At 49.3% G+C, this 24,510-nt stretch carries 16 protein-coding genes; 8 read left to right on the top strand and 8 right to left on the bottom strand.

The genetic code is table 11. The annotated features are described in order from the left end of the window. Window positions 1-328: 328 nt before the first annotated feature. The 3 genes from JIN82_RS13435 (at window position 329) to JIN82_RS13425 (ending at window position 2,556) form a co-directional block, all read left to right on the top strand. Window positions 329-991 carry a DUF1287 domain-containing protein gene (locus JIN82_RS13435; RefSeq protein WP_234042019.1) on the top strand — a complete coding sequence of 221 codons (663 nt, stop codon included), beginning with the start codon at window positions 329-331 and terminating at the stop codon, window positions 989-991. Window positions 992-1,057: 66 nt separating this feature from the next. Beyond that, a complete protein-coding gene (locus JIN82_RS13430) occupies window positions 1,058-1,804 on the top strand; it encodes a hypothetical protein (RefSeq protein WP_200312171.1) in 747 nt (248 codons plus the stop codon). A 14-nt stretch (window positions 1,805-1,818) separates the two neighbouring features. Next, a complete protein-coding gene (locus tag JIN82_RS13425) occupies window positions 1,819-2,556 on the top strand; it encodes a hypothetical protein (protein ID WP_200312170.1) in 738 nt (245 codons plus the stop codon). A gap of 87 nt (window positions 2,557-2,643) precedes the next feature. Here JIN82_RS13425 and msrB read toward each other — a convergent pair whose 3' ends face one another. Further along, entirely contained in the window at window positions 2,644-3,222 is a 579-nt protein-coding gene (msrB, locus tag JIN82_RS13420) for a peptide-methionine (R)-S-oxide reductase MsrB (RefSeq protein WP_234042018.1), read from the bottom strand. A gap of 56 nt (window positions 3,223-3,278) precedes the next feature. After that, window positions 3,279-4,766, bottom strand: a complete 1,488-nt coding sequence (locus JIN82_RS13415; protein WP_200312169.1) for an HD domain-containing protein — start codon at window positions 4,764-4,766, stop codon at window positions 3,279-3,281. A gap of 280 nt (window positions 4,767-5,046) precedes the next feature. Here JIN82_RS13415 and JIN82_RS13410 point away from each other — a divergent pair, with 280 nt between their 5' ends. Then, entirely contained in the window at window positions 5,047-6,684 is a 1,638-nt protein-coding gene (locus JIN82_RS13410) for a fumarate hydratase (RefSeq protein ID WP_200312168.1), read from the top strand. Window positions 6,685-6,845: 161 nt separating this feature from the next. Here JIN82_RS13410 and JIN82_RS17620 read toward each other — a convergent pair whose 3' ends face one another. Beyond that, on the bottom strand, window positions 6,846-7,679 hold the full coding sequence (locus JIN82_RS17620; RefSeq protein WP_200312167.1) for a helix-turn-helix domain-containing protein: 834 nt from the start codon (window positions 7,677-7,679) through the stop codon (window positions 6,846-6,848). A gap of 211 nt (window positions 7,680-7,890) precedes the next feature. Between JIN82_RS17620 and JIN82_RS13400 the strand changes: the two genes are divergently transcribed. Further along, window positions 7,891-8,676 (top strand): glutamine amidotransferase, encoded by a 786-nt coding sequence (locus JIN82_RS13400; protein WP_200312166.1) that lies wholly within the window; start codon window positions 7,891-7,893, stop codon window positions 8,674-8,676. Window positions 8,677-8,692: 16 nt separating this feature from the next. After that, complete coding sequence (locus JIN82_RS13395) at window positions 8,693-11,686, top strand: discoidin domain-containing protein (RefSeq protein ID WP_200312165.1); 2,994 nt, start codon at window positions 8,693-8,695, stop codon at window positions 11,684-11,686. Here the strand turns inward: JIN82_RS13395 and JIN82_RS13390 are convergent. Beyond that, window positions 11,676-11,813: a hypothetical protein gene (locus tag JIN82_RS13390; RefSeq protein WP_200312164.1), complete on the bottom strand. Its 138-nt coding sequence runs from the start codon at window positions 11,811-11,813 to the stop codon at window positions 11,676-11,678. The genes JIN82_RS13395 and JIN82_RS13390 overlap by 11 nt on opposite strands. Window positions 11,814-12,073: 260 nt before the next feature. Here JIN82_RS13390 and JIN82_RS13385 point away from each other — a divergent pair, with 260 nt between their 5' ends. After that, window positions 12,074-15,058 carry a discoidin domain-containing protein gene (locus JIN82_RS13385; RefSeq protein ID WP_200312163.1) on the top strand — a complete coding sequence of 995 codons (2,985 nt, stop codon included), beginning with the start codon at window positions 12,074-12,076 and terminating at the stop codon, window positions 15,056-15,058. Between the two features lie 203 nt (window positions 15,059-15,261). After that, a complete protein-coding gene (locus tag JIN82_RS13380) occupies window positions 15,262-15,531 on the top strand; it encodes a hypothetical protein (protein ID WP_200312162.1) in 270 nt (89 codons plus the stop codon). A 50-nt stretch (window positions 15,532-15,581) separates the two neighbouring features. On the opposite strand, the gene JIN82_RS13375 is transcribed toward JIN82_RS13380, so the two are convergent. The 4 genes from JIN82_RS13375 to JIN82_RS13360 form a co-directional block, all read right to left on the bottom strand. Beyond that, window positions 15,582-16,793 (bottom strand): hypothetical protein, encoded by a 1,212-nt coding sequence (locus JIN82_RS13375; protein WP_200312161.1) that lies wholly within the window; start codon window positions 16,791-16,793, stop codon window positions 15,582-15,584. 260 nt (window positions 16,794-17,053) lie between these two features. Then, complete coding sequence (locus tag JIN82_RS13370) at window positions 17,054-19,282, bottom strand: PKD domain-containing protein (protein WP_200312160.1); 2,229 nt, start codon at window positions 19,280-19,282, stop codon at window positions 17,054-17,056. 158 nt (window positions 19,283-19,440) lie between these two features. Beyond that, complete coding sequence (locus JIN82_RS13365; RefSeq protein ID WP_200312159.1) at window positions 19,441-21,633, bottom strand: PKD domain-containing protein; 2,193 nt, start codon at window positions 21,631-21,633, stop codon at window positions 19,441-19,443. Window positions 21,634-22,085: 452 nt separating this feature from the next. Then, window positions 22,086-24,344 (bottom strand): PKD domain-containing protein, encoded by a 2,259-nt coding sequence (locus JIN82_RS13360; protein WP_200312158.1) that lies wholly within the window; start codon window positions 24,342-24,344, stop codon window positions 22,086-22,088. Between the last annotated feature and the right edge of the window lie 166 nt (window positions 24,345-24,510).

Raw genomic sequence — 24,510 nt, 5'->3', positions numbered from 1 at the left:
CCTCATAGCTCTGAATCATCATAATTTGGAAATGTACACGAACGTTCACTGAACCCAATCATAAAATCACATTCTCTATCATACATTTTTGTCATATTTCACTAAGGCTCAGAAAGTTTATCCAACAATGACTAAACCGAAAAATCAGGCGTATTTTTTTGAAGAAAATCATCGCCGAGCCAGCAAAAATATGATTTGATTTCCTTGTAAGCAAATTTAGCGGCCCCCGTGATCCTTTACCATCACGACGACTAAAATGACACCTATCGAATACATTGGCCCTAAACCAATAAAAAAGAAGCAGCGAACTTTTCACGGAGCTTGGCTCATGCTGCTTCTCGTAGGCGCTTCTCTATATTTCACGCTCAAGCCATCTGACTTGTTAGCATACTGGATCAAGCAACACGATCTACCTACTGATTCGAAAGTAGAAGATCGCGTTAGTGAATTACAACAAACTAACAACGCTGGCGACATGCTCGCTGCGGCAGCTCTGCTACGCACCACGCACCAGCAAGCGAAGTACGATCCAGACTATTGTGAAATCAGCTACCCAATGGGAGACATTCCAGCTGATAGAGGATCTAACGCCGACCTTATTGTTCGCGCCTTCCGCTCACAAGATATCGACCTTCAGCAGCTCATTCACGAAGACATGCTGGCTGATTTCCGCGCCTACCCACAGCTTTGGGGATCCCGAGCGGCGGACAGCAACATCGATCACAGACGCCTTCCTAACATCCAAAGGTTCTTCGAACGCCAAAACGCCGACCTCAAAGAAATCAGCCGCGATGCTGAAGATTATGAGTTCGGCGATCTTGTTTCATGGAGACTTCCATATGGCGATACTCACATGGGCATCGTCGTTCCAGGTCCAGGTGAGCGCGGTGATGAGAAATGGATCGTGCACAATATGGGTGACGGAGCAGAGTGGCAGGACGTTCTATTTGAGTACCAGATCACTGGTCATTACAGATTTTTTACAAAATAGTAATACCCATGGGTAAGTTGTTATGTTAGCTAATTGTTTAGGCAAACATAAAACAATTTACCATACATGAAAAAAACTCTAAAACTATCAGCAGCTAGCCTACTACTTTCGCTGGCGTTTTCAACCAGCTTGCCCGCTCAAAATTTGCTCTTTGAGGGCACCTCAGGCTCAGTCTTTAAAGGTCAACTCATTGATCTTCAAGATGGTAAAGCCACCATCATTAGATCCTCAGACAACAAAGAGTTTGTCGTGCCGCTAGATCGCTTCAATAGCGATACCCAAAAGCGAATTAAAGAGGCAGCTGAAAACATGCCCGTCGTCTATCCAAGGATAGAACCTAAGGTTAGTGTGAGCAAACGCACCAAGGCACTTGATTATTACCAGGAGCAAGAGACGCTTGGCGCCAAAGTAATTTTGCATAACCAAGGGCGAGTCAACAGCCCGCCGTGTAAGTGCATCTACATCGCCCTTGGCGAAAATCAGAAAATCCCTGATAAGTTCAAAGTTCTCAATAAAGAAGAATTTAGCCTCAGCCCAAGCGCTGGCCGATCCGCTGAGCACACGGTGAAAAGTGTCTATAATACTTGCCTCAAAAAAGGCGCCGACTATTATTACTCGACATCTAATAGTTACGAGTCGTTAGGTTACGTCCTCGTGATAAAAGACCAGGAAAATAACATCCTGCAGTATAAGACGATGTCTAAGACCATCGAAAAAATACTCGATAACAGCCCGGGAGCCCTCGAGTCCCTCATGAAAGCATCCAAAGGCAACCAGCTGGATGGCGAATTTAAAAAAGCTGGGAAAAGATAACACACTAACAAACAATGAAAACACCTTTGCTCATCACCCTTCTCTCAGCCGCCCTCTGTTCTTTAGCCTGTGCCCAAACTCTATTGCTAGAGAGTACCGAAGGAAAGACCATGCAAGCAAAGTTGTTGGAATTCTCTGACGGCAAAGCCAAACTACAGCGTCAGCCAGACAAAAAAGTCTTCACTACGAGCATCGACATTTTCAACGAGAGCTCGCAGAAGAAGATCAAGAAGCAGGCAGAAGTTCTAGCCAAACAATACCCGAGGCTGGACCTCAGCGTGGTGGTTAGCAAGCGACGCAAGACTGAAGGCTCATCGTGGTACATGAAGACCATGGAGTGCTCAGTGACCGCTAAGATCAAAAATACTGATCGTCGCGATAGCCCAGCCTGCCACTGTAATATTCTACTCTTTGGCCAAGACCAGCGGCACTCCAACAAACTGGAAGTGCTAACCAATCAAGAATTTAAGCTGGCGCCAAAAATCGGCCGCACGGAAGAATATACCAGCAAGCCAGTTTACACTCGCTACGACAGCGACAGTAATGGCTACGGCAATGTGGGCGGCAGTAAATACCTCGGCTACATATTCATTGTTAGTGATGTAGACGGCAATGTGATTGACTACAAAATTATGAGCTCAGTGCTAGAGAAGCCGATTAACTTCAATCCATCGTTGCTAGACAAGCTGAAGAAAACAGCGGCCAAAACCTATCTCAACAAAGAGTTAGAAAAATACGAATCTCCGTATTAACAAATACGTTGCTAGAGCTAAGCAAATTATAGAAGCGCCTGCATGCAGGCGCTTTTTTTTGATCTAATTTCCAGCTAGCGCAGACGGCTACTCGTCGGCGTCAGCCTTGTCCTCTTGGTCGGGCACAAACTTGAGCACCACACCATTGATGCAGTAGCGTTTGTCTGTAGGGGTATTAAATCCTTCGCCCTCAAATACGTGACCTAGGTGAGCGTCACACACATTACAGCGCACCTCGATGCGCACCATGCCCGCGCTAACATCTTTATGCTGGCTGACATTTTTCGCATTTGATGGGTCGTAGAACGACGGCCAGCCACAGCCGGAGTCGAACTTTTCCTTTGAGCTAAACAGCTCGGCATTGCAGCCAACACAATAATAGGTGCCAGCTCCCTGTGCTTTGAATTGTTTATACACTGCGCCATTTGGCCGCTCGGTACCGCTTTTTCTGGCTACTCGGTACTGCTCGTCGGTGAGGATTGACCGCCACTCGGCGTCGGATTTATTGACTTTGCCGCTTGGCTGTTCGGGTTCTTGCTTGCTGGTGCTCATTTTCTCTTTGCTAGATTGGGCGACGCTATTACAGGCAAAAGCAGCTAGGGTAATGGCTGTAGTCACCGTGATTAAGAATCGTGTCTTCATGATGTATGAGAGTACTGCATGCATTCATTTATTCCACTATTTCTCAATCACGCCAACTCTAGCGTTGTGCGGCTGGCCGCTTAGAGAAAAGAAAACAAGTCGTCTCCGTCGTCATTGCTAGCTGGTTCAGCTGGCTTTTTACGTTTCGCCTTTTTTGCTTTTGCTGGCTCAGCTGGAGCAGCCGGTTCTTCCTCCACCACTGGCTCTACGGGATCGAGCGCCATCTCCATTTCTGGTTCGGCAGCAGGTTCTGGTTCGATGAGTAATTCTGGCTCAGCTACAAGTTCTGGCTCGTCAGCTAGCTCGGGCTCAGCCACTGCCTCTGGAGTTGGCTCTGCTAGCAGCTCAGGTTCGGCTTCAGCGGCTGGTTCAGGCGCTGGTGGGGTTTCCTCCACTACTAACTCTGGCTCGGCCGGAGCCTCGCTAACTAATTCTATCACCTCTGGTTCGACAGCCAGCTCAGGCTCACTAACTTCGCTTGCTAGGCTAGCTGGCTCAACGATGCTTTCTTCTGCCACATCAGCGGCAGCCACTGCGGGTTTGCTAGAGGAAAAATGATCTAATGGTTTCACCAATGCAGCGGGAAGTGGGAATTGTCGCTCTTGGATGTTAGGCGCCAATAACTGATTTTTTTCGTAGCCCATCATCATCATCTCGTACTTGGCGTCGATGTTATCGACGTGGTGGAGAATATAGGCTTCTGGCGTGCGTGGCAGCGTTGGTGAGCCCCACTCGTAGGCGCCGTGGTGGCTGGCAATGAGGTGTAACAAGTGCATTCTAACTTCTGCATTTTCTGGCAGCAGCGCGAGGAAATGTTTGGCCGCTGGCTCAGCTTCCATCTGCGCCCACAGCTTGCTTACCAGCTCGAGGCCAAGAGGAATGTGGCCCATCAGCTCACCTTCTAGGCTGTACGGCTGAGTGAAGCCATCTTCTGGGTAATTATTCTCCCACATTTTGCCACAGTCGTGGAAAAGCACACCAGCTGTTAGCAGGTCGCGGTTGAGATCTGGATAGACTGAGCAAAGTGCCCAAGCGGCACGCATCATCTGCGCGCTGTGTTCTACCAGCCCACCACGGCGTGCGTGATGGTTGCGGCGAGCTGCAGCGGCGCGGCGGAATGTTTCGCCGTATTCGTCGATAAATAATTGGCAAACGCGAGATAGTCGCGGGTCTTGGATATCGGCTAACATGGACATCAGGTCGCGCCAGTCGTTAGCTTGTTTTTCTATCAACGAAGCATCACCTGAAAATAACAATGCTTTCTCGCTGTCGTTGAGCAGACGGAAATCCCAGCCGCTGGCATCTAGCCCCCACTGGCTTTGTGTCCATTTTCCACCGATACGGATGCAGGTGCCTACTTCCATTTCTTCTATCAGCTGGTACTGCTGGTGGTTTTCCCAAACTTTGAGGCTCATGGAATTAAGCGCGTCCACGAGATGAATCACTTGGTAGGGTTTGCCGCTTTTGGTCTCGCGCAATTCCTTCTTCTGCAATTGGCCATCTACATAGGCTTGCAGTGGCTTTTCGTCAGCCTGTTTTAGCAGCTCGGCTATACTCAGTGTATTCATGCCATACCCGTACCAAGCCAGCTGGAAGATGGAAAGAAGGAAGCCAAAAAATCATCGTCAAGCAGCTGGAAAATTTGGCGCCATTCTCTAGCTGAAATCATGCTGATTTGGCTAGCTGGAGCCCGCTATAACTGACCGCATATTGCTCATCTACCACGCTCTAGCAAGCTGATTTGGCGAAGATTTATGCATATCCTCTGATACGTACGATTGCGGTTGCCGAGCCTCCCGAGCTGCACTTTATTGTCGCCATAAGGGTAGACAACCAAACACCAAGATTATGGCCGAAAGCACACCATTTCACTTCCAAAAACAGTTCCCACTAGGTCCTGATAAAACCGAATACATCAACCTCGGAAACGAAGGTATCAGCACTGTTGACTTCAACGGTCAAGAGATTCTCAAAGTTGAGCCAGAAGCACTCACACGCCTCGCCAACGAAGCGTTCAAGGCCATCTCATTCATGCTGCGTCCATCGCACCTGAGACAAGTAGCTGGCATCCTCGCGGATGACGACGCTACTGATAATGACAAGATGGTAGCGCTGACACTTCTGCGCAATGCTGAGATCGCCTCTAATGGCATCCTGCCAACTTGCCAAGACACAGGTACAGCCATCGTCATGGGTAAAAAAGGCCAGACTGTATGGACTGGTGCTAACGACGAAGAAGCACTTTCTAAGGGTATTTACAAAACTTACCAGGAAGAGAACCTGCGTTACTCACAGTCAGTGCCACTGACTATGTATGACGAAGTGAACTCTAAGACCAACCTGCCAGCTCAGATCGATCTCTACGCGACTAATAACGACGCCTACGAGTTTCTCTTCATGGCTAAGGGTGGTGGTTCTGCCAACAAAACTTTCCTCTATCAGGAAACTAAAGCTCTTCTCAACCCTAAGCGTTTGGTTGAGTTCTGTGTGGAGAAAATGGCCTCACTCGGCACCTCTGCATGCCCACCGTACCACCTGACATTTGTCATCGGCGGTACTTCAGCTGAAGTAAACCTGAAGACAGTGAAGCTGGCTTCTACTCGCTACTACGACGAACTTCCTGACGGTGGTAACGAACACGGTCAAGCATTCCGCGACGAAGAGCTGGAAGAAGAATTGCTGATGGCTGCTCGCGAGATCGGCATCGGTGCTCAGTTCGGCGGCAAATACTTTGCCCTGGACGTACGCGTCATCCGCCTGCCACGTCACGGTGCTTCATGCCCAGTTGGTATCGGCGTTTCATGCTCAGCTGACCGCCAAGCAAAAGCTAAGATCACTAAAGATGGTGTCTTCCTTGAGAAACTGGAAACAAACCCAGGCCAGTACATCCCAGATGAGTGGAAAGACTGGAAATTCAAAGGTGTTGCAGTCGACCTCGACCAAGGCATGGACAAAGTGCGTGAGCAACTGAGCAAGTACCCAGTGACCACACCACTTTCACTCAACGGAACCATCATCGTGGCCCGTGACATCGCCCACGCTAAGCTGCGTGAGCGTCTCGAGCGCGGTAACGGACTTCCTGAGTACTTCAAGAAGCACCCTGTCTACTACGCGGGTCCAGCTAAGACTCCAGAAGGCATGCCAAGTGGCTCATTCGGCCCAACAACAGCTGGCCGCATGGACTCCTACGTTGACCTGTTCCAAGAGCAAGGCGCGTCTATGGTAATGATTGCTAAAGGCAACCGCTCACAGCAAGTGACTGATGCTTGTAAAAAGCACGGTGGTTTCTACCTCGGCTCTATTGGTGGCCCAGCAGCTATCCTCGCACAGAACAACATCAAGAGTGTTGAGCTGGTTGAGTTTGCTGAGCTCGGCATGGAAGCTGTTTGGCAGATCAAGGTGGAAGATTTCCCAGCCTTCATCCTCGTGGATGACAAAGGTAACGATTTCTTCAAGTCCATCAATACCTGCCCAGCTTGCAAATAAGCTAACTCATTTTTTTCATAATACACTAAAAGCGCTCTGTCAGCAGGGCGCTTTTTTTGTGCCCGCTGAGCGGCTAATGACCACCACCAACTAGATCCCGCCGCACGAGCATTTCTGCGGCTAAAACTTGTCTGTCTAGCTGTCGGAAAGCTACCAGCTGGCTAGCTGGTATTCTGCTGCCGTCCCAGCTGCCTTTCTTCTGTAGCTGAGTGGCCAAAGTACTTGCTGGCATCACGGGAAAAATCGTGCAGGCTGGCATAGCTGAGTTCGTCGGCAATTTCCGAGATACTCAGATCGGTATAGCGCAGCAGCCCACGGGCCTCTTCCAGTCGCAGCTGGAGAATGCGCTTACCAGGGCTCAAGTTGAGCGCCTGCTTACATGATCGGTGCAATGTAGAAGCACTGACCCCTAGCTGATCGCACAGCTCAGGAATAGAAACTCGCCAATCGTAGTGTTCGCGTATCATCTGCTCGGCCTGCAGCCAGGTGTTGGAGCTTTGGATCACCACTCCATCTTGCTCATGCGCGGCGAGTTCAGCCAGCACAGCGTAGAGCGCGGAAACCGAACGCAGCAGCCCCACACTAGCTGCTTCTGGTGAATTGAGCTCTTGGTAAATTTGATCAAAATAAATCTCCAGCTCAGACATTTTTCCAAAAACACAGCTGCCCGCGCGGTTCACTATCAGCTCGGGTGCCTGAAAACTCACCGAATAAAAAATTACCGAATCATTGGAATTTACCGCCCTCACCTCCTCCACGCCAGAGTAGTAAATGACATCACCCGCGGTGACCTCAAAGCGCTTATTGCCAATCACAATCTGGTAAGTTCCGGCGACTACATAATGCAGCAAATGCCCTGGTGGTGAGAAAGTTGTCGTGCTCGACCCCTCACTAATGCGCAAACGCCAAGCACCGGAAATGCTGTTGACCAAAACGGGTAAAGGCGCGGCCTTGGCTTCTGCCGCGCTCTTTTTTGCTAATAACCCATCTGACACAAATTCGTCCACCCGATGACAGAATATGTTAAACATAAATGAATCTCAAGCGCTGTATCCATAAATAGAAAAATTACCTACAACCCCCAAATCAAAGCATTGGCAGGAAAACACACACTTTCTAGCCAGCTAAGCCCCCGCATAATGACACACAAAACAATGACCAAATGAGCTAAGTTCATTAGCCCCAGCAGTCAACCTCAATAAAGATATGGCAAAAATTTACTACATCGGCGATTGGGCCGTGCAGATCGGTCCCGTTTACGCAGAGACCTCCTTCAACCACGCCGCCAAAGGGCTAGACTTCATCAACTATGGAAAGTGGCTGGTAGAAGCGGTCAATTCTAGCGACAAACACGAAATCGTCAGCGTGCCTACATGGGATTTCTACAACATGCAGCCGGGCGAATATGAAAAAATCCTCGAGGAATATGACATCATCATTTTCTCAGATGTTGAGGCTAAGAATTTCCAGCTGCACCCGCAGTTTTTCAACCGCCACCTATTTGGCACCAAGGTACTCACCTTCCCGGATCGCGTTCGCCTGACTGTAGAGGCCGTGCAAAATGGCACAAACGTCATGTTCCTTGGCGGCTGGCTGAGCTTCAATGGCGAGATGGGCAAAGGCGGCTGGGGACGTACTCAGATGAAAGAAATCCTGCCGGTAGAATGTCTCGAAGTGGAAGACCTACGCGAGTCCACAGAAGGCTTCCGCATGACTCCAGCGGATACGGATTCAAAAATCTTTGATGACATCGATTTTTCCCAAGGCCCACCCATCCTTGGCTACAACATCGTCAAAGCCAAACCTGGCTGCGAAGTCTTGCTCAACTGGGAAGGCACTGATCACCCAGCAGTAGCCTACGGCCAGTTTGGCAAAGGTCGCGTGCTCGCCTACACCTCAGATCCAGCCCCTCACTGGGGATGTAACTTTGTCTACTGGGATCAATACAAAAACTTTTGGCTCAAAGCGATCGACGCCCTGACAAATCATTAAATAAACACAAGTAACCATGACAGTAAAATTACCTATTCCCCTCATCATAGCTGCGACGCTCTTCTCTGCGTCAGCTAAAGATAAAGATAAGGGCATGTTCGACCCATCAGTTGTCGATGATGCTAACCGCGAATGGTGCTACGGCGGCCGCACCACCACAGTTCTCGGCAGCCCGTGGCAGCCAGACGTCGCTCAGTTCACCTTTGACGGGTCGATTTTTGTTAACACAAATGCTGAACTTCACTTCTATATTGGCGCTGAGCGCAAACCTATTCTGGCTCGCCAGCGCCACTGGATGAATGGCTGGTTACCCATCATCAACTACGAATGGCAAGAAGGCGATCTGGTTTACAAACTCGAAGCATTTGGCTCAGAGCTCGAAAAGATTGGCCCAAATAATGTCGTGCACTATGCCCGCCTCAGCGTGCGCAATGCAGGTAAAACGCCTCAGCTTGCCGTCATCGGCGCAGGCCTGCGTGGTACTGGCATGGACTACCGCCGCGGTTCACAAAAAAATCCTATCACCGCTAAGCAAAATGTCAGCATCGACAATAATATCGTCAGCGTAGACGGCGTTCTCAGCGCCATCTACCGCGGCGACGACATCAAGTTCGAAAGCGTTGTCGATAAACCATACACCGCTCCATTCAATGGCGGAGAAGCATCTCTCGACGTCGATACCAGCTACGCCCTCGCTAATCGCTCAGCCACACTCGCACCGGGTGAAAGCATCGACATCACAGCAGCGCTTCCGCGCCTGCGTCCTAGCGACAGCAACGAACGCGAGCTGATCGTCAAATCTGACTACGAAAACGAGCGCCAGCGCGTCATCAGCTATTGGGAAAATTTCTTCAAACGCGGGACATTCACCGTGCCTGAGCCACGAGTTGAAGCCAGCCACCGCGCCTCACTGGTGCACCTTGCGCTAGCTACTCGCTCAAACAACGGCATAGACGGTCGCCGTCAGGGTTCTGGTTTACCGTATTCTAGGCTCTTCCTCAACGACTACATCGACATGATGATGGCGTGGATGCGCAGTGGCCACCAAGACATGCACCAATACAGCGTGCAATGGCTCAAGGACAAACAAGTCAAAGAGACAGGAATGTTCATCGACGTGCACAACCGCGGCAATGATGATCTCATCACCAGCCACACCCACGCGATGTTCTCACTCGCCTACCCGCCAGTCTTCACCAACGACGTCGAAGCTGGTAAAGACGTCTTCCCATACGTGAAGAAGGCTGTAGACCTGCTGATCCGCGATCACAAATCTGGCAAATACCATGGCCTGTTGCGCCCAACTCTACCATACGATGCACCTATGGTATGTGGCCTAGCTAGCTGTCACAACATGCTCGGAGTAGCTGGCCTGCGCGCTAGTATCCGTCTCGCACGTCTAGTGGGCGAAGACGAACTGGCAGCCGAGTGGCTGGAAGTTGAGGAAACCTACACCAAAGCTGTGATTGAGGCTCTGAATGAAAGTTTCGAGAAAGAAGGTTATGTTCGTTCACACTTGTACACTGACCACCAAATCACTGATGATTTCCTCGTCAAAGATCGTCGCTACGCCAGCGCACCAAGCAAGGCTGAATTCCTCAACCAAGATTGGGAAAACGTCTACATGGGCTATCCAAGTGAGCTGCTCGCCACCGACAACCCAATTTTCCTCAAGTCACTGGACTTCATCCGCAACCGCAAATACCGCGAGGGCGTTTCCTCATACCGCAACGGTATGCACATTCACCAGTACAATACGGTGAACATGGCCCACCAGTTCCTCGTCACTGGCCAGCAAGAAAAAGCACTCGTTGACCTCTATCACATCCTGCTGCACAACGGCCCAACGCACGAGGGGTTTGAAAACCTCGTCGAGCCATGGACTAACCGTACACCGGCAGCTAACTGCCCGCCACCACACGCATGGGCAGCGGCGAAAATTGGCCTGTTCCTACGCAACATGATGGTGCTCGAATACGGTGGTCGTCTCGGCCTCGACGAAGGCGAGCGCAGACTCCACCTCTTCAACCTCATCGCTCCTACTTGGGCAGTGCCAGGTGAAAAACTGACTCTCAACGACATTCCTACCGAATTTGGTAGCATCAGCGGTGAGTACAAGTTTCTCCAAGACGGTGCAGAAATCAGCATCGACAAAACATTCTGGAAACAGCCAAAAAACATCGTCTTGCGTGTGCCATACTTTGTGGAACTCACCGGAGTTAGCTCTGACGCAGGTGAACCAAAACGCATCGGCGACGAGCTCTACTTCAAACCTGAGGTCACCAGCGTCAAACTCCAGTGGAAAGCCAAAGCAGGCGCTCACGACGGCACCGTGCAGGAAATCCTCACCCGCTACCGCAGCGAGTATCCTGAGCCAATTCCAAACGACCAATACGCTACCTACGAGCGCCCAGTTGCCAGCCTCACTACTGACGAGCAAAACTGGCCAGCTACACCGCTGAGCTTCAAGATGGTCTGCGAGACATTCAACTACGAATACGGTCGCAGATTCAAAGAGCACGCAGCTGCAGGCAAGAAGATCGCTACAGTGACCGCTCCAAAAGTGATCAAGGCAATTGATAAAAACAACCTGATCGTTGATGCTCCAGGCCTCACCGTAAAAGCGCAAGCCGTTTCCTCCAGCAACCAAGAGCAGGCGCATTACGCCACTGATGGTAACCGCAGCAGTCAGCGATTCGCATGGAATGCCGAGCAAGCTGGCGACTGGTGGCAGGTCACTCTGCCAGTGGATACCGTGCTTACTGAGGTCACTATCGTCGCGAACTCGCACCTTAAGCGCCCATCAGCTAAGTACGTGATCGAATACAGCCCAGAAGGCGGCATGTGGTACCCAATCGTCGACTTCAGCAAAAAGGCCGACACCAATGTAGGTGCTGGCAGCACTCATAAGTTCGCCCCAGTCACTGCTAACTACCTGCGCGTGCGCACCGTAGAAGTGAATACCAAGGCACCATTCAAACTGCTGGAAGTCACCATTCCTAAAAAATAAACTCCTCACACTCAGCTAGCTGACGAGCCATCTCATCAGCCAGCTCGATTTCCTTTCCAGCTGGAAATGGTCCACCACGGGTCATTCTCCAGCTGGATTTTTTTGTGCCCAAATCATGCCTAGCCATGGTCGCCAAACCCACCAACCCGGCAACGATAAATTGACACGCAATTTACCACCTCGATAAATACCAATCAAAAATGCTAAGCCAATTTACTTAATAAGCTCACTCTGTATTGGTCTAGTAAGGTGCCCCTCAGCTTTTGAGTATATGTGTTTAGGACCTATCCAAATCGCACCCCAGCAATGCCATCCCTCCATGGCGACCATTTTATGGTTATGCATGCCGGACTCAACAAGCTAACAAAAAATCACAAACCAATCACAATGATACAAAAACTAACCATACCGCTTGTCATAGCTGCCTCGCTCATGGGAGCGTCAGCTAAAGAAGAGCGCACCATGTTCGACCCTACAGTGGTCGACGATTCTAACCGCGAATGGTGTTACGGTGGCCGCACAACCACAGTACTCGGCAGCCCGTGGCAGCCAGACGTCGCCCAATTTACTTTCGATGGCTCCATTTTTGCTAAGCAAAACGCGGAACTTCATTTCTTTGTAGGCGCGGATCGCAAACCTATTCTCGCTCGCCAGCGCACGTGGATGCACGGCTGGCTACCAATTATCAGCTACGAATGGCAAGAGGGAGATTTGCTATATCAGCTCGAAGCCTTTGGCTCAGAGCTGGAAAATATTGGCCCCAAAAACGTCGTTCACTTTGCCCGTCTGACAGTGAAAAATACTGGCAGCAGCCCGCAGAAAGTGGAACTCGGTGCCGCCCTGCGCGGCAGCGGAGTTGACTACCGCGACGGCTCACCCACGGCGCTCATCGGAGCAGAGCAAAAAGTCAGCATCGACAACAACATCGTCAGCGTGGATGGCGTGCTCAGCGCCATCTACCAAGGCGATAACATCAGCTACGAGAGTGTGCTAGACACACCATACAGCGAACCATTTTCTGGCTTCAACGCAGGCATTCGCATTGATACCAGCTACGCCATCGCCAGCCGTAAAGGAACCCTGGCAGCCGGCGAGAGCATGGAACTCAGCGCCGTGCTGCCACGCGTGCGCACCAAAGACTCAGCCGAGCGCGAGTTGATTTTAAATGCCAACTACGATACCGAGCGCCAACGCGTCATCACCTTCTGGGAAGACTTTTTCAAACGCGGCACCTTCACCGTGCCCGAGCAGCGCATCGAGGACAGCCACCGCGCGTCCCTCGTTCACCTCGCGCTAGCCACCCGCTCCGACGACGGTTACAAAGGCCGCCGTCAAGGGTCTGGCCTGCCTTATCCAAAACTTTTCCTCAACGACTACATCGACATGATGATGGCGTGGATGCGCAGCGGCCACGACCACATGCACGAATACAGCGTCGAGTGGATCAAGGGCAAACAAGTCACTGATACCGGCATGTTCATCGACGTGCACAACCGCGGCAATGAAGGCATTGTAACCAGCCACGGTCACGCCATCTTCTCGCTGGCCTATCCGCCAGTATTCACCAACGACATCGAAGCTGGTAAAGACGTTTTTCCATACGTCAAAAAAGGCATCGATCTGCTCATCCGCGATCATAAATCCGGCAAGTACCGCGGCCTGTTGCGCCCCACCGTGCCTTACGATGCACCTATGGTTGACGGCCTAGCCAGCTGCCACAACATGCTTGGTCTAGCTGGCCTGCGAGCCAGCATTCGTCTCGCCCGTCTGATCGGTGAAGATCAGCTGGCTGATGAGTGGATGAAAATTGACGACAGCTATACCAAAGCAATTGTAGACGCCGTCACTGATAGCTTTGAAAAAGAAGGTTATGTGCGCTCACACGTCTATCCAGACCTAGAGATCACTGACGATTTCATCCTCAAGGACAAACGCCACATTGACGCACCTAAGAGGAAAGAATTCCTCAACCAAGACTGGGAAAACGTCTACATGGGCTATCCAAGTGAGCTGCTCGCCACCGACAACCCGATTTTCCTGAAAACGCTGGATGTCATTCGCGGTCGCAAATACCGCGAGGGGGTTTCCACCTACCGCAACGGCATGCACATTCACCAGTACAATACGGTGAACATGGCCCACCAGTTCCTCGTCACTGGCCAGCAAGAAAAAGCACTCGTTGACCTCTATCACATCCTGCTGCACAACGGCCCAACCCATGAGGGATTTGAAAACCTCGTTGATCCGTGGACCAACCGCACACCTTACGCTCACTGCCCGCCACCACACGCGTGGGCCGCAGCAAAGATCTCCTTATTCCTGCGCAACATGATGGTGCTAGAATACGGCGGTCGCCTCGGCATCGATGCCGACGAGCGCAACCTCCACCTATTCAACCTCATCGCCCCAACATGGGCCGTGGCTGGTGAAAAAATGACCATCAATGCCATCCCTACCGAGTTTGGCGACATCAGCGGAGAATATCGTTTTGTCGATGGCGGCGCTGAAATCAGCATCGATAAAAAATTCTGGCAACAGCCGAAAAACATCGTCCTGCGCGTCCCCTACTTTGTGGAACTCACCAGCGCCAGCTCTGACGCCGGCGAGCCAAAACGCATCGGCGACGAACTCTACTTCAAACCAGAGGTCACCAGCGTCAAACTCCAGTGGAAAGCCAAGCCAGACGCCCACGATGGTACCGTGCAGAAAATCCTCACCCGCTACCGCAGCGAGTATCCTGAGCCAATTCCAAACGGCATGTACGCCAGCTACAAACGCCCAGTCGCTAGCCTCAGCGATGAAGAGCAAAACTGGCCAGCCACACCGCTGAGCTTCAAAATGGTCTGCGATACCTTCAGCCACGAATACGGTCGCCGATATCAAGAACAAGCAGCCGCTGGCATCAAAGCAGTGACCGTCACCGCCCCAAAACTACAAGCGCCACTCGACGCTGGCAGCCTTGTGATCGACGCCCCAGGACGCACCGTCAACGCCCCAGCCGACGCCTCTTGCAACCAGCTGTTTGCGCGCTACGCCACAGATGGCAACCGCAGCAGTATTGACTTCGCCTGGGATGCTCAAAAAAGCGGCGACTGGTGGCAGGTCACCCTGCCTGATGATACCGTGCTCACCGAGCTCACGATTGTCGCCAACTCTCACAAAAACCGCTCATCGGCCAAATACGTCATCGAATACAGCCCAGAAGGCGGCATGTGGTACCCGCTCGTCGACTGCAGCGACAAAGCAGATACCAACATTACCAAAGGCAGCACACATAAGTTTGACCCCGTCACCGCAAACTACCTGCGTGTGCGCGCTGTGTTGGTCGACAAAAAGAATCCATTCAAATTGCTCGAAGTCATCATTCCATAATGACTCAGTAATTTCAGCTGGCTGGTAGAACTCACTCACCAGCCAGCTCAACTTCCTTTCCAGCTGGAAATGATCCACCACAGGTCATTCTCCAGCTGGATTTTTTTTGCCAGCGCGCCGAGCTAACAAACTAACTTCACTCTGAACTAGCATTTCCCAGCAAGCTCAGCTAGAATACTTAACAACTCAATCAGGTTTCTATCATGGCCAAACCAAATCCTAGCAACCAGCACGAGGTCGACGACTTAAAATCGATCATCTTCGGACTCACGATCGCGTGCCCATTTTCGCCAAATGATGCCCCCAGCCACTGCCAGCTGCGCGAAATCAGAAAGCTCCCCCTAGCTGAAAGGTTAGCGTGGATGAAGCAGCTCACCGATGAAGAACGACTTCAGTTCTATCAAAACCACCTGCAATGTTTGAAAAAGCGTGAAAGCGCCCATCCAGATGAACACAAAAAAACAGCGTCGTGACTTAGTCAGTCACCACGCTGTGGGTAAATTTTATCAGCTTGTTAGCTCACCTATTTTGGCCCAACGCCACACAGCGGCAAGACGTCTTTAGTCAGCCTAACCTTGTCTGGGTTATTTTTTCTAGAGTCATACTTCTTACCCGGAAGTGACAGGATGTAGTCACGCGGATAATCGCCAAACCAATGATAGAAATACTGCGAGTAGGTATGGATAGCTAGGCGATCAAATCCCTCCTTGCCAGATTCGCGCTTCACCACCTCGTGCATCATGTCTTCCCAAGTCACCGATTTAGACGAGCCCACCTTAAAACGAGTCTCATCTGATTCAGCTCTAACTTCTTCCCACCAAGTCTCTTTATCAGAGTTAGGCCATGCCCCTTTGAGGTCAGCTAGCTCGCTACCAATCGCCGCCTTACGGCCAATCTTAGTTGCGTAATCAACCACTTCCTTAGACCACTTGTACACCGTCTCAGGTTTGTCATTGTAAGCCATCAACACACTGTGGTGCAGACAATCTTGCATGTGCTGGTTCATCGTCTTCGTCTCACCATTCCACTTCAGGCTTTGGTTAAACCACTTTGGTCGCAGCGCCTGTGAGAGCAGCAGGTCCGAGCCAGTGCTCTCCACCCAGTCGAATGCCTTTTTGGTATTATCCAGCAAGCCCGGGTAAACTTGCGGTTTATTTGGCTCTTGGTCACAGTGGATGCCTGCAAAACGTGCCTTCGGGTACCTTTTGTTAAATTTATCTACTGCCTGAGCAATCTCCAAAATCTGGTTGGTATTCTCCAACATGCTGCGGGTATCTCTATCATCATTCAGGTAATACATGTACCAAATCTGGATGCCACGATCATTGGCCTCTTCCAAAAATGACTTCATCACAAGCCCTTGGTCTAACTTGCCACGGCTGTAATCTGACCACTGATAGGTGCCACCAAACATATAAACCACTCGGATCGATTTGTTCTCACAAAAATCAAAGAACATATCCATCGACCCTTTGTAGTTTTTGTAAAAACGATCAGAGGCATTTTTTGATCCGTCCCAGATCTTGTTAGCTTGTTTGTTGCCAGCTACGGAGACTGGATTCCATACCCACATCGCGCGGCGAGCCTCAACGTCAAACTTAGCCCAGTCAGACGGGCCATTCCATTCAGCGGCACGCGCAACACCAACCAGCATGATTGCGGCACTTAAGGCTCCTACAATTGAAGTAAAAAGTAGCCTCAATGTGCTCTTCGACGAATTTATAATGGTTTTCATGATAGTAAAATAGCAGTCCATAACAGCTCCTAATCAAACCTCATCAATCTCATAAAGTTTCTAATAAATGTGCTGAAATGCTCAGCTAACTAAGCATTTCAGCTCGACCTGTAAATTAATAAAAAATGACCGCCAGCTAGCTGATTCCAATATGAATCTCAGCTGGCTGAACCAGTCATTTTGTTAGTTTGAGATGTAACCCATGCCAGCTAGTTAACAATCAGCATGGTAGAACATGGGGATGAAAAAATAACTTCGCTCTAGTTTTGGCGAATCTGGAAAAAGCGTTTATCCGAATCAACCACCGATGGAGTGAACTCCAACTCGGTCATTTCTCCAGCAGAGCTGATGTTACTCACTTCTTCAGTCCAATTATCCAAGTCGACCGATGACCAGATAGAGTAGCTTTCACTATCGGCACTGCCCCATTTCAACGTCACCGAATCATTGGCGCCACTCGAACCATTTGATCCAGTTAGGCTAAACTCAGCCCCCACCACTTGCATGTAAGATTCGTTAGTTTCAGAGTCGTTACCGCCATCGATCAAGGTACCCGTTACAATCACATTGTCGATGTACAGCCGATCTAGATTGTCACTGCCATGTGAAGCGAATATGAACTGAAAATCAGGGTTATCATTTGCCTCAGCTGGGAAGGTGATAGATTCGCTGAAGTAGGTCTCGTGGCTATTGTCATAGGTCGCAATCACCGTCCAGCTAGAACCACCATCAGCAGACCACTTTAAGGTGCCACTTTCGTCATCAGCATAATTTTCAGTTTTCACATCAAAGCTGATAGTGATGTCTTTGCGCCCAGTGGTATCAATCGCCTTGAGCATGCTTCCATTGTTGTGACGCAAGCGAGCACCCGGTGAGTTATCTGGTCCATCCTTATTGCCCATATAAATGCCAATGCCGTAAACCCATCCCTTAGCTGGATCTGGCACACCGTCATTTCCAACTGTCGCTGAATTAAAATCATCTGAGAAGAGAAACCCGCTGCTAGCTGAATACGGCGAAACGTCTATCGTTACTTCGCTAGAGCTGCTCAAACCATCAATGTCAGTCACCACTAGACTGATCACATTGACTCCATCCGTTAGGAAAACCGTAGGATTCACGCCGCTGGCAATTTCCACTTCATCTTTGCTCCACACATAGCTAACAATCTCAGATCCCGCTATTGATCCGCTACCATCCAGCTCAACCATTTCGCCTACCTCGCCATCGGTATCGTAAACAAACTGATAGCCCCCAGCATCAGCAATGGGGTAACCATTCCAAACGTACTCAACCAAAGGACGACTATCTACCCCCAGATCCACTTTCTCAAAAATATTGGAATCAGAATCGTAAACGCCATCTTCTAGGCCGAGCAAGTGGTCACGCGGGTAGTCGCCAAACCAATGCTTGAAGTACCATGAATAGGTATGAATCACCATGCGATCAAAACCAGCGTTGTCCTCGTAGCGGTTAACCACTTCATGCATCATGTCTTCCCAAGTGGTGCCATTTGTTGAGCCTACCTGAAAGCGTGTTGCTTCGTTTTCTCCGCTGACCTCTTCATACCAAGTTTCTTTATCGGCATTGGTCCAGGCATCTTCTAGATCTGCTAGTTCACTACCGATAGCAGCGGTACGACCGAGGCTTTCGGCATAAGTGATCACTTGGTTAGACCAGGTGTAGACAGTGTTTGGCGTATCGCTATAGGCCATCAGCACGCTGTGGTGCAGCCAATCCTGCATGTGCTGGTTCATGATCTTCGTCTCACCATTCCAAGTAATGTCCTGATTTCTCCATGTGGGACGCAGCGCTTGTGAGGTGAGCAACTTTGAGCCTGACTCCTCAATCCATTCGTACGCTTTCTTGGTATTATCTAGCAGGCCTGTATAGACATCCGTATCGTCTGGCTCTTGGTCACAATGAATACCTGCAAAACTTGCCTCAGGGTAGTCGCGATTGAAAGTATCTACCGCCTGAGCAATTGTTAGTATCTGATCAGTATTGTTGACCAAGGTAGCGCTATCCCTATCATCATTTAGGTAATACATGTACCAGATCTGGATGCCTCGCGCTCTAGCCTCAGTTAGAAATGGGAGCATGTTCTCGATGGCGTAATCAAGCGTGCCGCTGTCGTAATTTGTCCACTGATAGGTACCTGTGAACATATACACCACACGGATAGATTTGTTCTCACAGAAATCAAAGAACATGTCCCTTGATCCTTTGTAGTTAGCAAAAAATTGCTCCTTGGCATTTTTGGTTCCATCCCAGTTTCTGTTAGCCGTTTTATCGCCATCTACCGACACTGGATTCCATACCCACATCGCGCGCCGAGCCTCGACGTCAAATTTTGCCCAGCCAGATGAACCATTCCATTCCGCTGCCTGCAATGCCGTGCATGATAAAGCATTCATCAACATGGCTACGATGAATAATAATTTCTTCTGCCTGAATGGCCATCGATGTGAATGAATCTCGGTTTTCATGATAAAAAATAGCTAGCTATAAACGCTGGCTCGCAAACCACCATGTCCTCAGAAAGTTGCGAAATTTTAATTGGAAATTTCACTAGTAAAAACTAAATCAATAAAGCCCCATGCCGATCTGTTTAAAATCGACATGGGGCTGCTAAATAAAACGCGTCTTAATTTTTGCGAATCTGGAAGAATCGCTTATCCGAGCTCAGCTCCGAAGGTGTAAACTCCAACTCAGTCACTTCTCCACCAGAGGCAATGTCACTAACTTCTTCGCTCCATTCAACGAGATCCTCTGAAGTCCAGATCGTATAGCGGTCACTTAAAGCACTGCCCCACTTCAGCCGCACTGAGCGGCCAGATCCATCGACGCCACCCAGATGGAAGCCAGATTCCATCACTTTCATGTACGCTTCACCTGGCTCGTCTACTCCGCCATCGCCGCCATCGCCGCCATCGCCGCCATCGATCGATATCGCTGTAACGATGATATTATCAACATAAGTAATATCTGTCTTGTTATCACCTAACGAATGGAAGCGCAGGATGAAGTCTGGGTTGTCTTCCGCATCAGCTGGAAATTTCACCGAATAGCGCTGATATTCGGTATGGGTATTGTCATAGCCAGCTACTTCGATCCAGTTTTTACCCGCATCCTTGGAATACCTAACGGTACCAGATTTACCATCAGCATACCCTTCTACTTTTAGATCAAAGCTCACGGTAATCGCTTTATAACCGGTCGTATCTATCGCTTGGTTAATCCAGCCACGTTGATCACTCAAGCTCACTGCTTGTGAACCGTCTGGACCATAGTCGCCTATGCCCACGTAGTTAGTTTTACTCACCTGCTCCCAACCTTTAGCTGGATCCAATTGATCAAATCCCGGCGTCGCCGTTTCAAAATCCTCCTCGAACAATGCTGGCGTCACGCTGAAGGGAGCAAAAACATCAATCATCACCTCATGGGTACGGCTCAATCCGCCACCATCGGTAACCTCCAGAGTGATCACATGCTCACCATCTGCTAGAAATATGGTAGGCTTCATTCCAGTGGCAATTTCCACGCCATCTCGCGTCCAGATGTAGCTAACAATACCTACATCATCGGTAGAACCACTACCGTCTAACTCAACCATCTCACCCACTTTGCCATCGCTATCAAAAATGGCGCGGTTCTCCCCTGCATAAGCTACTGGGTGACGGTTAGCATCTGGATTTGGAACATAGCCAAACAGCTCACAAGTATCCACAGTGAGATCCACTTTCTCTGGGTTAATAACAGCGGAGTCGTAAACACCGCCTTCCAGACCTAGCAGGTAGTCGCGCGGCAAGTCGCCAAACCAATGCCTGAAATACTGCGAGTAGCCGTGAATCGCCATGCGGTCGAAGCTCGGCGTGGCTTCATGTTTATCCACCACTGAATGCATCATGTCTTCCCATGTCACAAAATCAGCTGACCCCACTTTGAAGCGAGTTTCCGCACTTTCAGCCTGAATTTCTTCATACCAAGTCTCGCCAGAAGCATCGTAAGCAAATCCTGATAGATCAGCCACCTCACTACCAATCGCAGCTTTGCGGCCAATGGAATCCGCATAATCGATCACCGCAGATGACCAAGAATCAACCGTGCTAGGTTCGTCGCTATAAGCCATCAATACACTGTGATGCAGCCAATCCTGCATGTGCTCGTTCATCACCTTGGTCTCACCATTCCAAGTCACTTCCTGATTGCGCCATTTTGGCCGCAGTGCTTGTGAAGTGAGCAAATCGGAACCTGACTCCTCAATCCAGTCGTAGGCTTTTTTGGTATTATTCAAGAGCCCCGGATAAACGCTTTCATCGTTAGGTTCCTGGTCACAATGAATGCCTGCAAAGCGTGCATTCGGGTACTTTTTATTAAAGTTATCTACCGTCTGTGCGATTCTAACGATCTGGTTAGTATTGCCATTGAGTGTCGTACTATCCCTAGTGTCGTTCAGATAATACATGTACCAAACCTGAATCCCACGGGCGTTCGCCTCCTCCATAAAGGGCAACATATTTTCTTCCTCATAGGGAAATACCCCAGCCGTATAGTCTGCAGAACGATACTGATAGATACCTACAAACATGTAGACAACACGGATAGATTTGTTCTCACAGAAATCAAAAAACAGATCTCGCGAACCTTTATAGTTTTCAAAAAATCGGATCTTCGAGTTTTTGCTCCCGTCCCAGTTTTTGTTTTGGTCTGTTGTCCCGTCCATGGAGACTGGATTCCAAACCCACACAGCCCGGCGTGCAGCAACATCAAATTTCGCCCAGTCAGATGGTCCATTCCATTCCTGCGCAGCTAGATTGTTAGTTGAGACCCCCACCATTAAGGCAGCCAATGGTAATAGAAAGGACCTCGTCAATGCCCCTCTATATGAATTGAGATAAGTTTTCATTATAGTCTTCATTATAGTTTATGGGGATGACTGCTTTCGATTTGCCACAACAAAGAACCAAGTGGTTTTTGCCTAGAAAATCTAACGCATCGAAAGTTACTTATAGCAATACCTGTGTGACAGGTCTAGTCGTTAAGGTTATCAACATCGCTTAAATCGACACAATCGATGACAATTTACCTTTAACGATTGTTAGTGCGAAATCAAAACCGTTTCGGCTAGTTAACTGGGAGAATGGTATTAGCTAACGACAAAAAAAAGCGCCCTGATTGCTCAGAGCGCTTTTCACCTTTTAAGGCATTTAATTAACAAACTGTCTATATAAAGATCCTACTAGAGGAAATAGCAGCCAGCTAGAATAGCTGGCGCCACAGCCCACTGGGCTAATTTTCACGGATCTGGAAGAACCGCTTATCGGAAGCTACCTGCGAAGGGGTAAACTCCTGCGCGGTCATTTCACCCGCAGAAGGAATATCACTCACTTCTTCGGTCCAATTAATCAAATCCACAGATGACCAGATAGAGTAGCTACCGCTCACTGCACTGCCCCATTTCAGGGTCACCGAATCATTGGCACCACTTGTCCCACCTGAGCCAGTTAGGCTGAACTCAGCACCCACCACTTGCATGTGAGATTCGTCAGAGCCGCTTCCATGGTCATAACCCTCCATACGAACACCTGTAAGCACGATGTTGTCGATGAAGGAAATATCTGTCTTCACTCCGTCATTACCTACTGAATGGAAATTGAAAATAAAGTTCGGGTTATTAGCGGCAGCTGCTGGCAACACCAATGTGTACCTGTCATATTCCGTATGAGTACTGTCAAATGCTTTAACTGTTGTCCAATGCTTAGATTCAGTTAATCCTGTCTTGGAATACTTACACACTAAATTTTTTTCATTAGCATAGCCCTCTAACCTGAGGTCAAAACTCACCATAATCGATTCCCAGCCACTAGTATCGATCGCTTTGTATATCCACCCTTTTTTAGCACTCAGGCTAACTGCTTGTGAGCCATCGGGACCGTAATCACCGATGCCTACGTGCTCGGGCTGGTTACTTCCCACCTGCACCCAGCCCTTGGCTGGATCCAGCTGATCAAATCCCGGTGTTGCCGTTTCAAAATCTTCGCTAAAGAGAACCTCGCCAGCTGGCATGACAGAGATCGTTACCCCCCTGCTTAAACTTAAGCCCCCCGTATCAGTCAACGTCAATGTGATCTCATGCGTACCATCGGCTAAAAATACAGTAGCCTTGGCCCCCCTAGCGATTTCTTCACCATCTATGCTCCAAACATATTCACTAATGCCAAAGTCATCCGTCGATCCGCTGCCGTCCAGCTCAACCATTTCACCGTCTTTACGGTCAGAGTCAAAAACATAGCGGTCTTCACCAGTAACTACAACAGGATGTCGATTGTCGAAAGGAACCGGCTTATGACCAAACAGCGGCAATGCATCCACTGTTAAGTCTACTTTGTCTGGATTAATAGCGCTTGAGACATACTCACCGCCTTCAAGCTCGAGCAGGTAATCACGTGGCTGTTTCCGAAACCAATGCCAGAAGTATTCACCGTAGGAATGAATCGCCATACGGTCAAAGCTCGGATTATCCTTAAATTTATCGACCGTGGTATGCATCATATCTTCCCAGGTTACCGGGCTCGATGATGATACCTGGAAACGCGTCGCTGCATTTTCATTCACCAATTTTCCATACCAAGTCTCATTCTCAGAGCCGTCCCAAGCCCCGTTCAAATTGGCAACCTCACTGCCAATTGCCGCACTGCGTCCAATCGAATCAGCATAATCAATGACCAACTTTGCCCAGTCATAAACCTTATTTGCATTACTGTTATATGCCATCAGCGCACTGTGATGCAGCCAATCCTGCATGTGCTGATTCATCACCTTAGTCTCACCATTGAAAGTGATGCTCGCATTACGCCACGCGGGACGCAGAGCCTGCGAAGTGAGCAGATCAGAACCGCTTTCCTCAATCCAATCATAGGCCCGTTTTGTATTCTCCAGCAAACCGGTATAAACCGACGTGTCATTAGGTTCCTGGTCACAGTGAATGCCGGCAAAACGACAGCTAGGAAATTCTTGGTTGAAATTATGTACCGCCTTCGCAATAGTAATAATTTGGTTAGTATTCTTTACCAATGTCGCGCTATCCCGATCATCATTCAATACGTACATATACCAAACTTGGATACCCCGGGCATTCGCCTCCTCCAAAAACGGGATCATATACTCCTCAGCATAATCCAAACCTCCACTACTATAATCGGTCCACTGATAACTGCCGCAAGACATATACAAAACACGAATCGATTTGTTCTCACAAAAATCAAAAAACAGATCCATCGATCCTTTATAGTTTTGATAAAACCTTTCGCTGACGTTTCTATCCCCGTCCCAGCTTCTATTTTCCTCCTTACCTCCTTCAGTCGGAATAGGGTTCCACACCCACATCGCCCGGCGCTCAGCCACATCAAATTTTGCCCAGTCCGATGGGCCATTCCATTCATCAGCCTGCAATGCAGTGCATGACAATGCCGTTATCAATATTGCCGAAGCAACAGAAAATATCAGACGCTTTAGCGCCTCTAAATTTGTATTCATATAGGTTTTCATGTTAACGAGATAGGGTTATCTGCTGAGTCGCCGCCTAATATAATCAACTGAGGTGAAGAGATTTCCGCAGGAATCACAGTTAATAAAACAACTCAATGCGTTCGCCATATTCTGTCCAAATCATGATGTCCAATAGTAAAAATTGGAATCATATAGAAAACCGATT

It is taken from the genome of Persicirhabdus sediminis, assembly GCF_016595495.1.
GTDB classification, from domain to species: Bacteria; Verrucomicrobiota; Verrucomicrobiia; order Verrucomicrobiales; family Akkermansiaceae; genus Persicirhabdus; species Persicirhabdus sediminis.
This window is presented reverse-complemented; position numbering and strand designations above follow the sequence as displayed.

What these genes read in the sequence shown, in the direction of transcription:
- JIN82_RS13435 (WP_234042019.1), top strand. Translation starts at nt 329, where the DNA reads ATGCTGCTTCTCGTAGGCGCTTCTCTATATTTCACGCTCAAGCCATCT.
- JIN82_RS13430 (WP_200312171.1), top strand. Translation starts at nt 1,058, where the DNA reads ATGAAAAAAACTCTAAAACTATCAGCAGCTAGCCTACTACTTTCGCTG.
- JIN82_RS13425 (WP_200312170.1), top strand. Translation starts at nt 1,819, where the DNA reads ATGAAAACACCTTTGCTCATCACCCTTCTCTCAGCCGCCCTCTGTTCT.
- msrB (WP_234042018.1), bottom strand. Translation starts at nt 3,222, where the DNA reads ATGCATGCAGTACTCTCATACATCATGAAGACACGATTCTTAATCACG.
- JIN82_RS13415 (WP_200312169.1), bottom strand. Translation starts at nt 4,766, where the DNA reads ATGAATACACTGAGTATAGCCGAGCTGCTAAAACAGGCTGACGAAAAG.
- JIN82_RS13410 (WP_200312168.1), top strand. Translation starts at nt 5,047, where the DNA reads ATGGCCGAAAGCACACCATTTCACTTCCAAAAACAGTTCCCACTAGGT.
- JIN82_RS13400 (WP_200312166.1), top strand. Translation starts at nt 7,891, where the DNA reads ATGGCAAAAATTTACTACATCGGCGATTGGGCCGTGCAGATCGGTCCC.
- JIN82_RS13395 (WP_200312165.1), top strand. Translation starts at nt 8,693, where the DNA reads ATGACAGTAAAATTACCTATTCCCCTCATCATAGCTGCGACGCTCTTC.
- JIN82_RS13390 (WP_200312164.1), bottom strand. Translation starts at nt 11,813, where the DNA reads ATGGCTAGGCATGATTTGGGCACAAAAAAATCCAGCTGGAGAATGACC.
- JIN82_RS13385 (WP_200312163.1), top strand. Translation starts at nt 12,074, where the DNA reads ATGATACAAAAACTAACCATACCGCTTGTCATAGCTGCCTCGCTCATG.
- JIN82_RS13380 (WP_200312162.1), top strand. Translation starts at nt 15,262, where the DNA reads ATGGCCAAACCAAATCCTAGCAACCAGCACGAGGTCGACGACTTAAAA.
- JIN82_RS13375 (WP_200312161.1), bottom strand. Translation starts at nt 16,793, where the DNA reads ATGAAAACCATTATAAATTCGTCGAAGAGCACATTGAGGCTACTTTTT.
- JIN82_RS13370 (WP_200312160.1), bottom strand. Translation starts at nt 19,282, where the DNA reads ATGAAAACCGAGATTCATTCACATCGATGGCCATTCAGGCAGAAGAAA.
- JIN82_RS13365 (WP_200312159.1), bottom strand. Translation starts at nt 21,633, where the DNA reads ATGGTGGGGGTCTCAACTAACAATCTAGCTGCGCAGGAATGGAATGGA.
- JIN82_RS13360 (WP_200312158.1), bottom strand. Translation starts at nt 24,344, where the DNA reads ATGAAAACCTATATGAATACAAATTTAGAGGCGCTAAAGCGTCTGATA.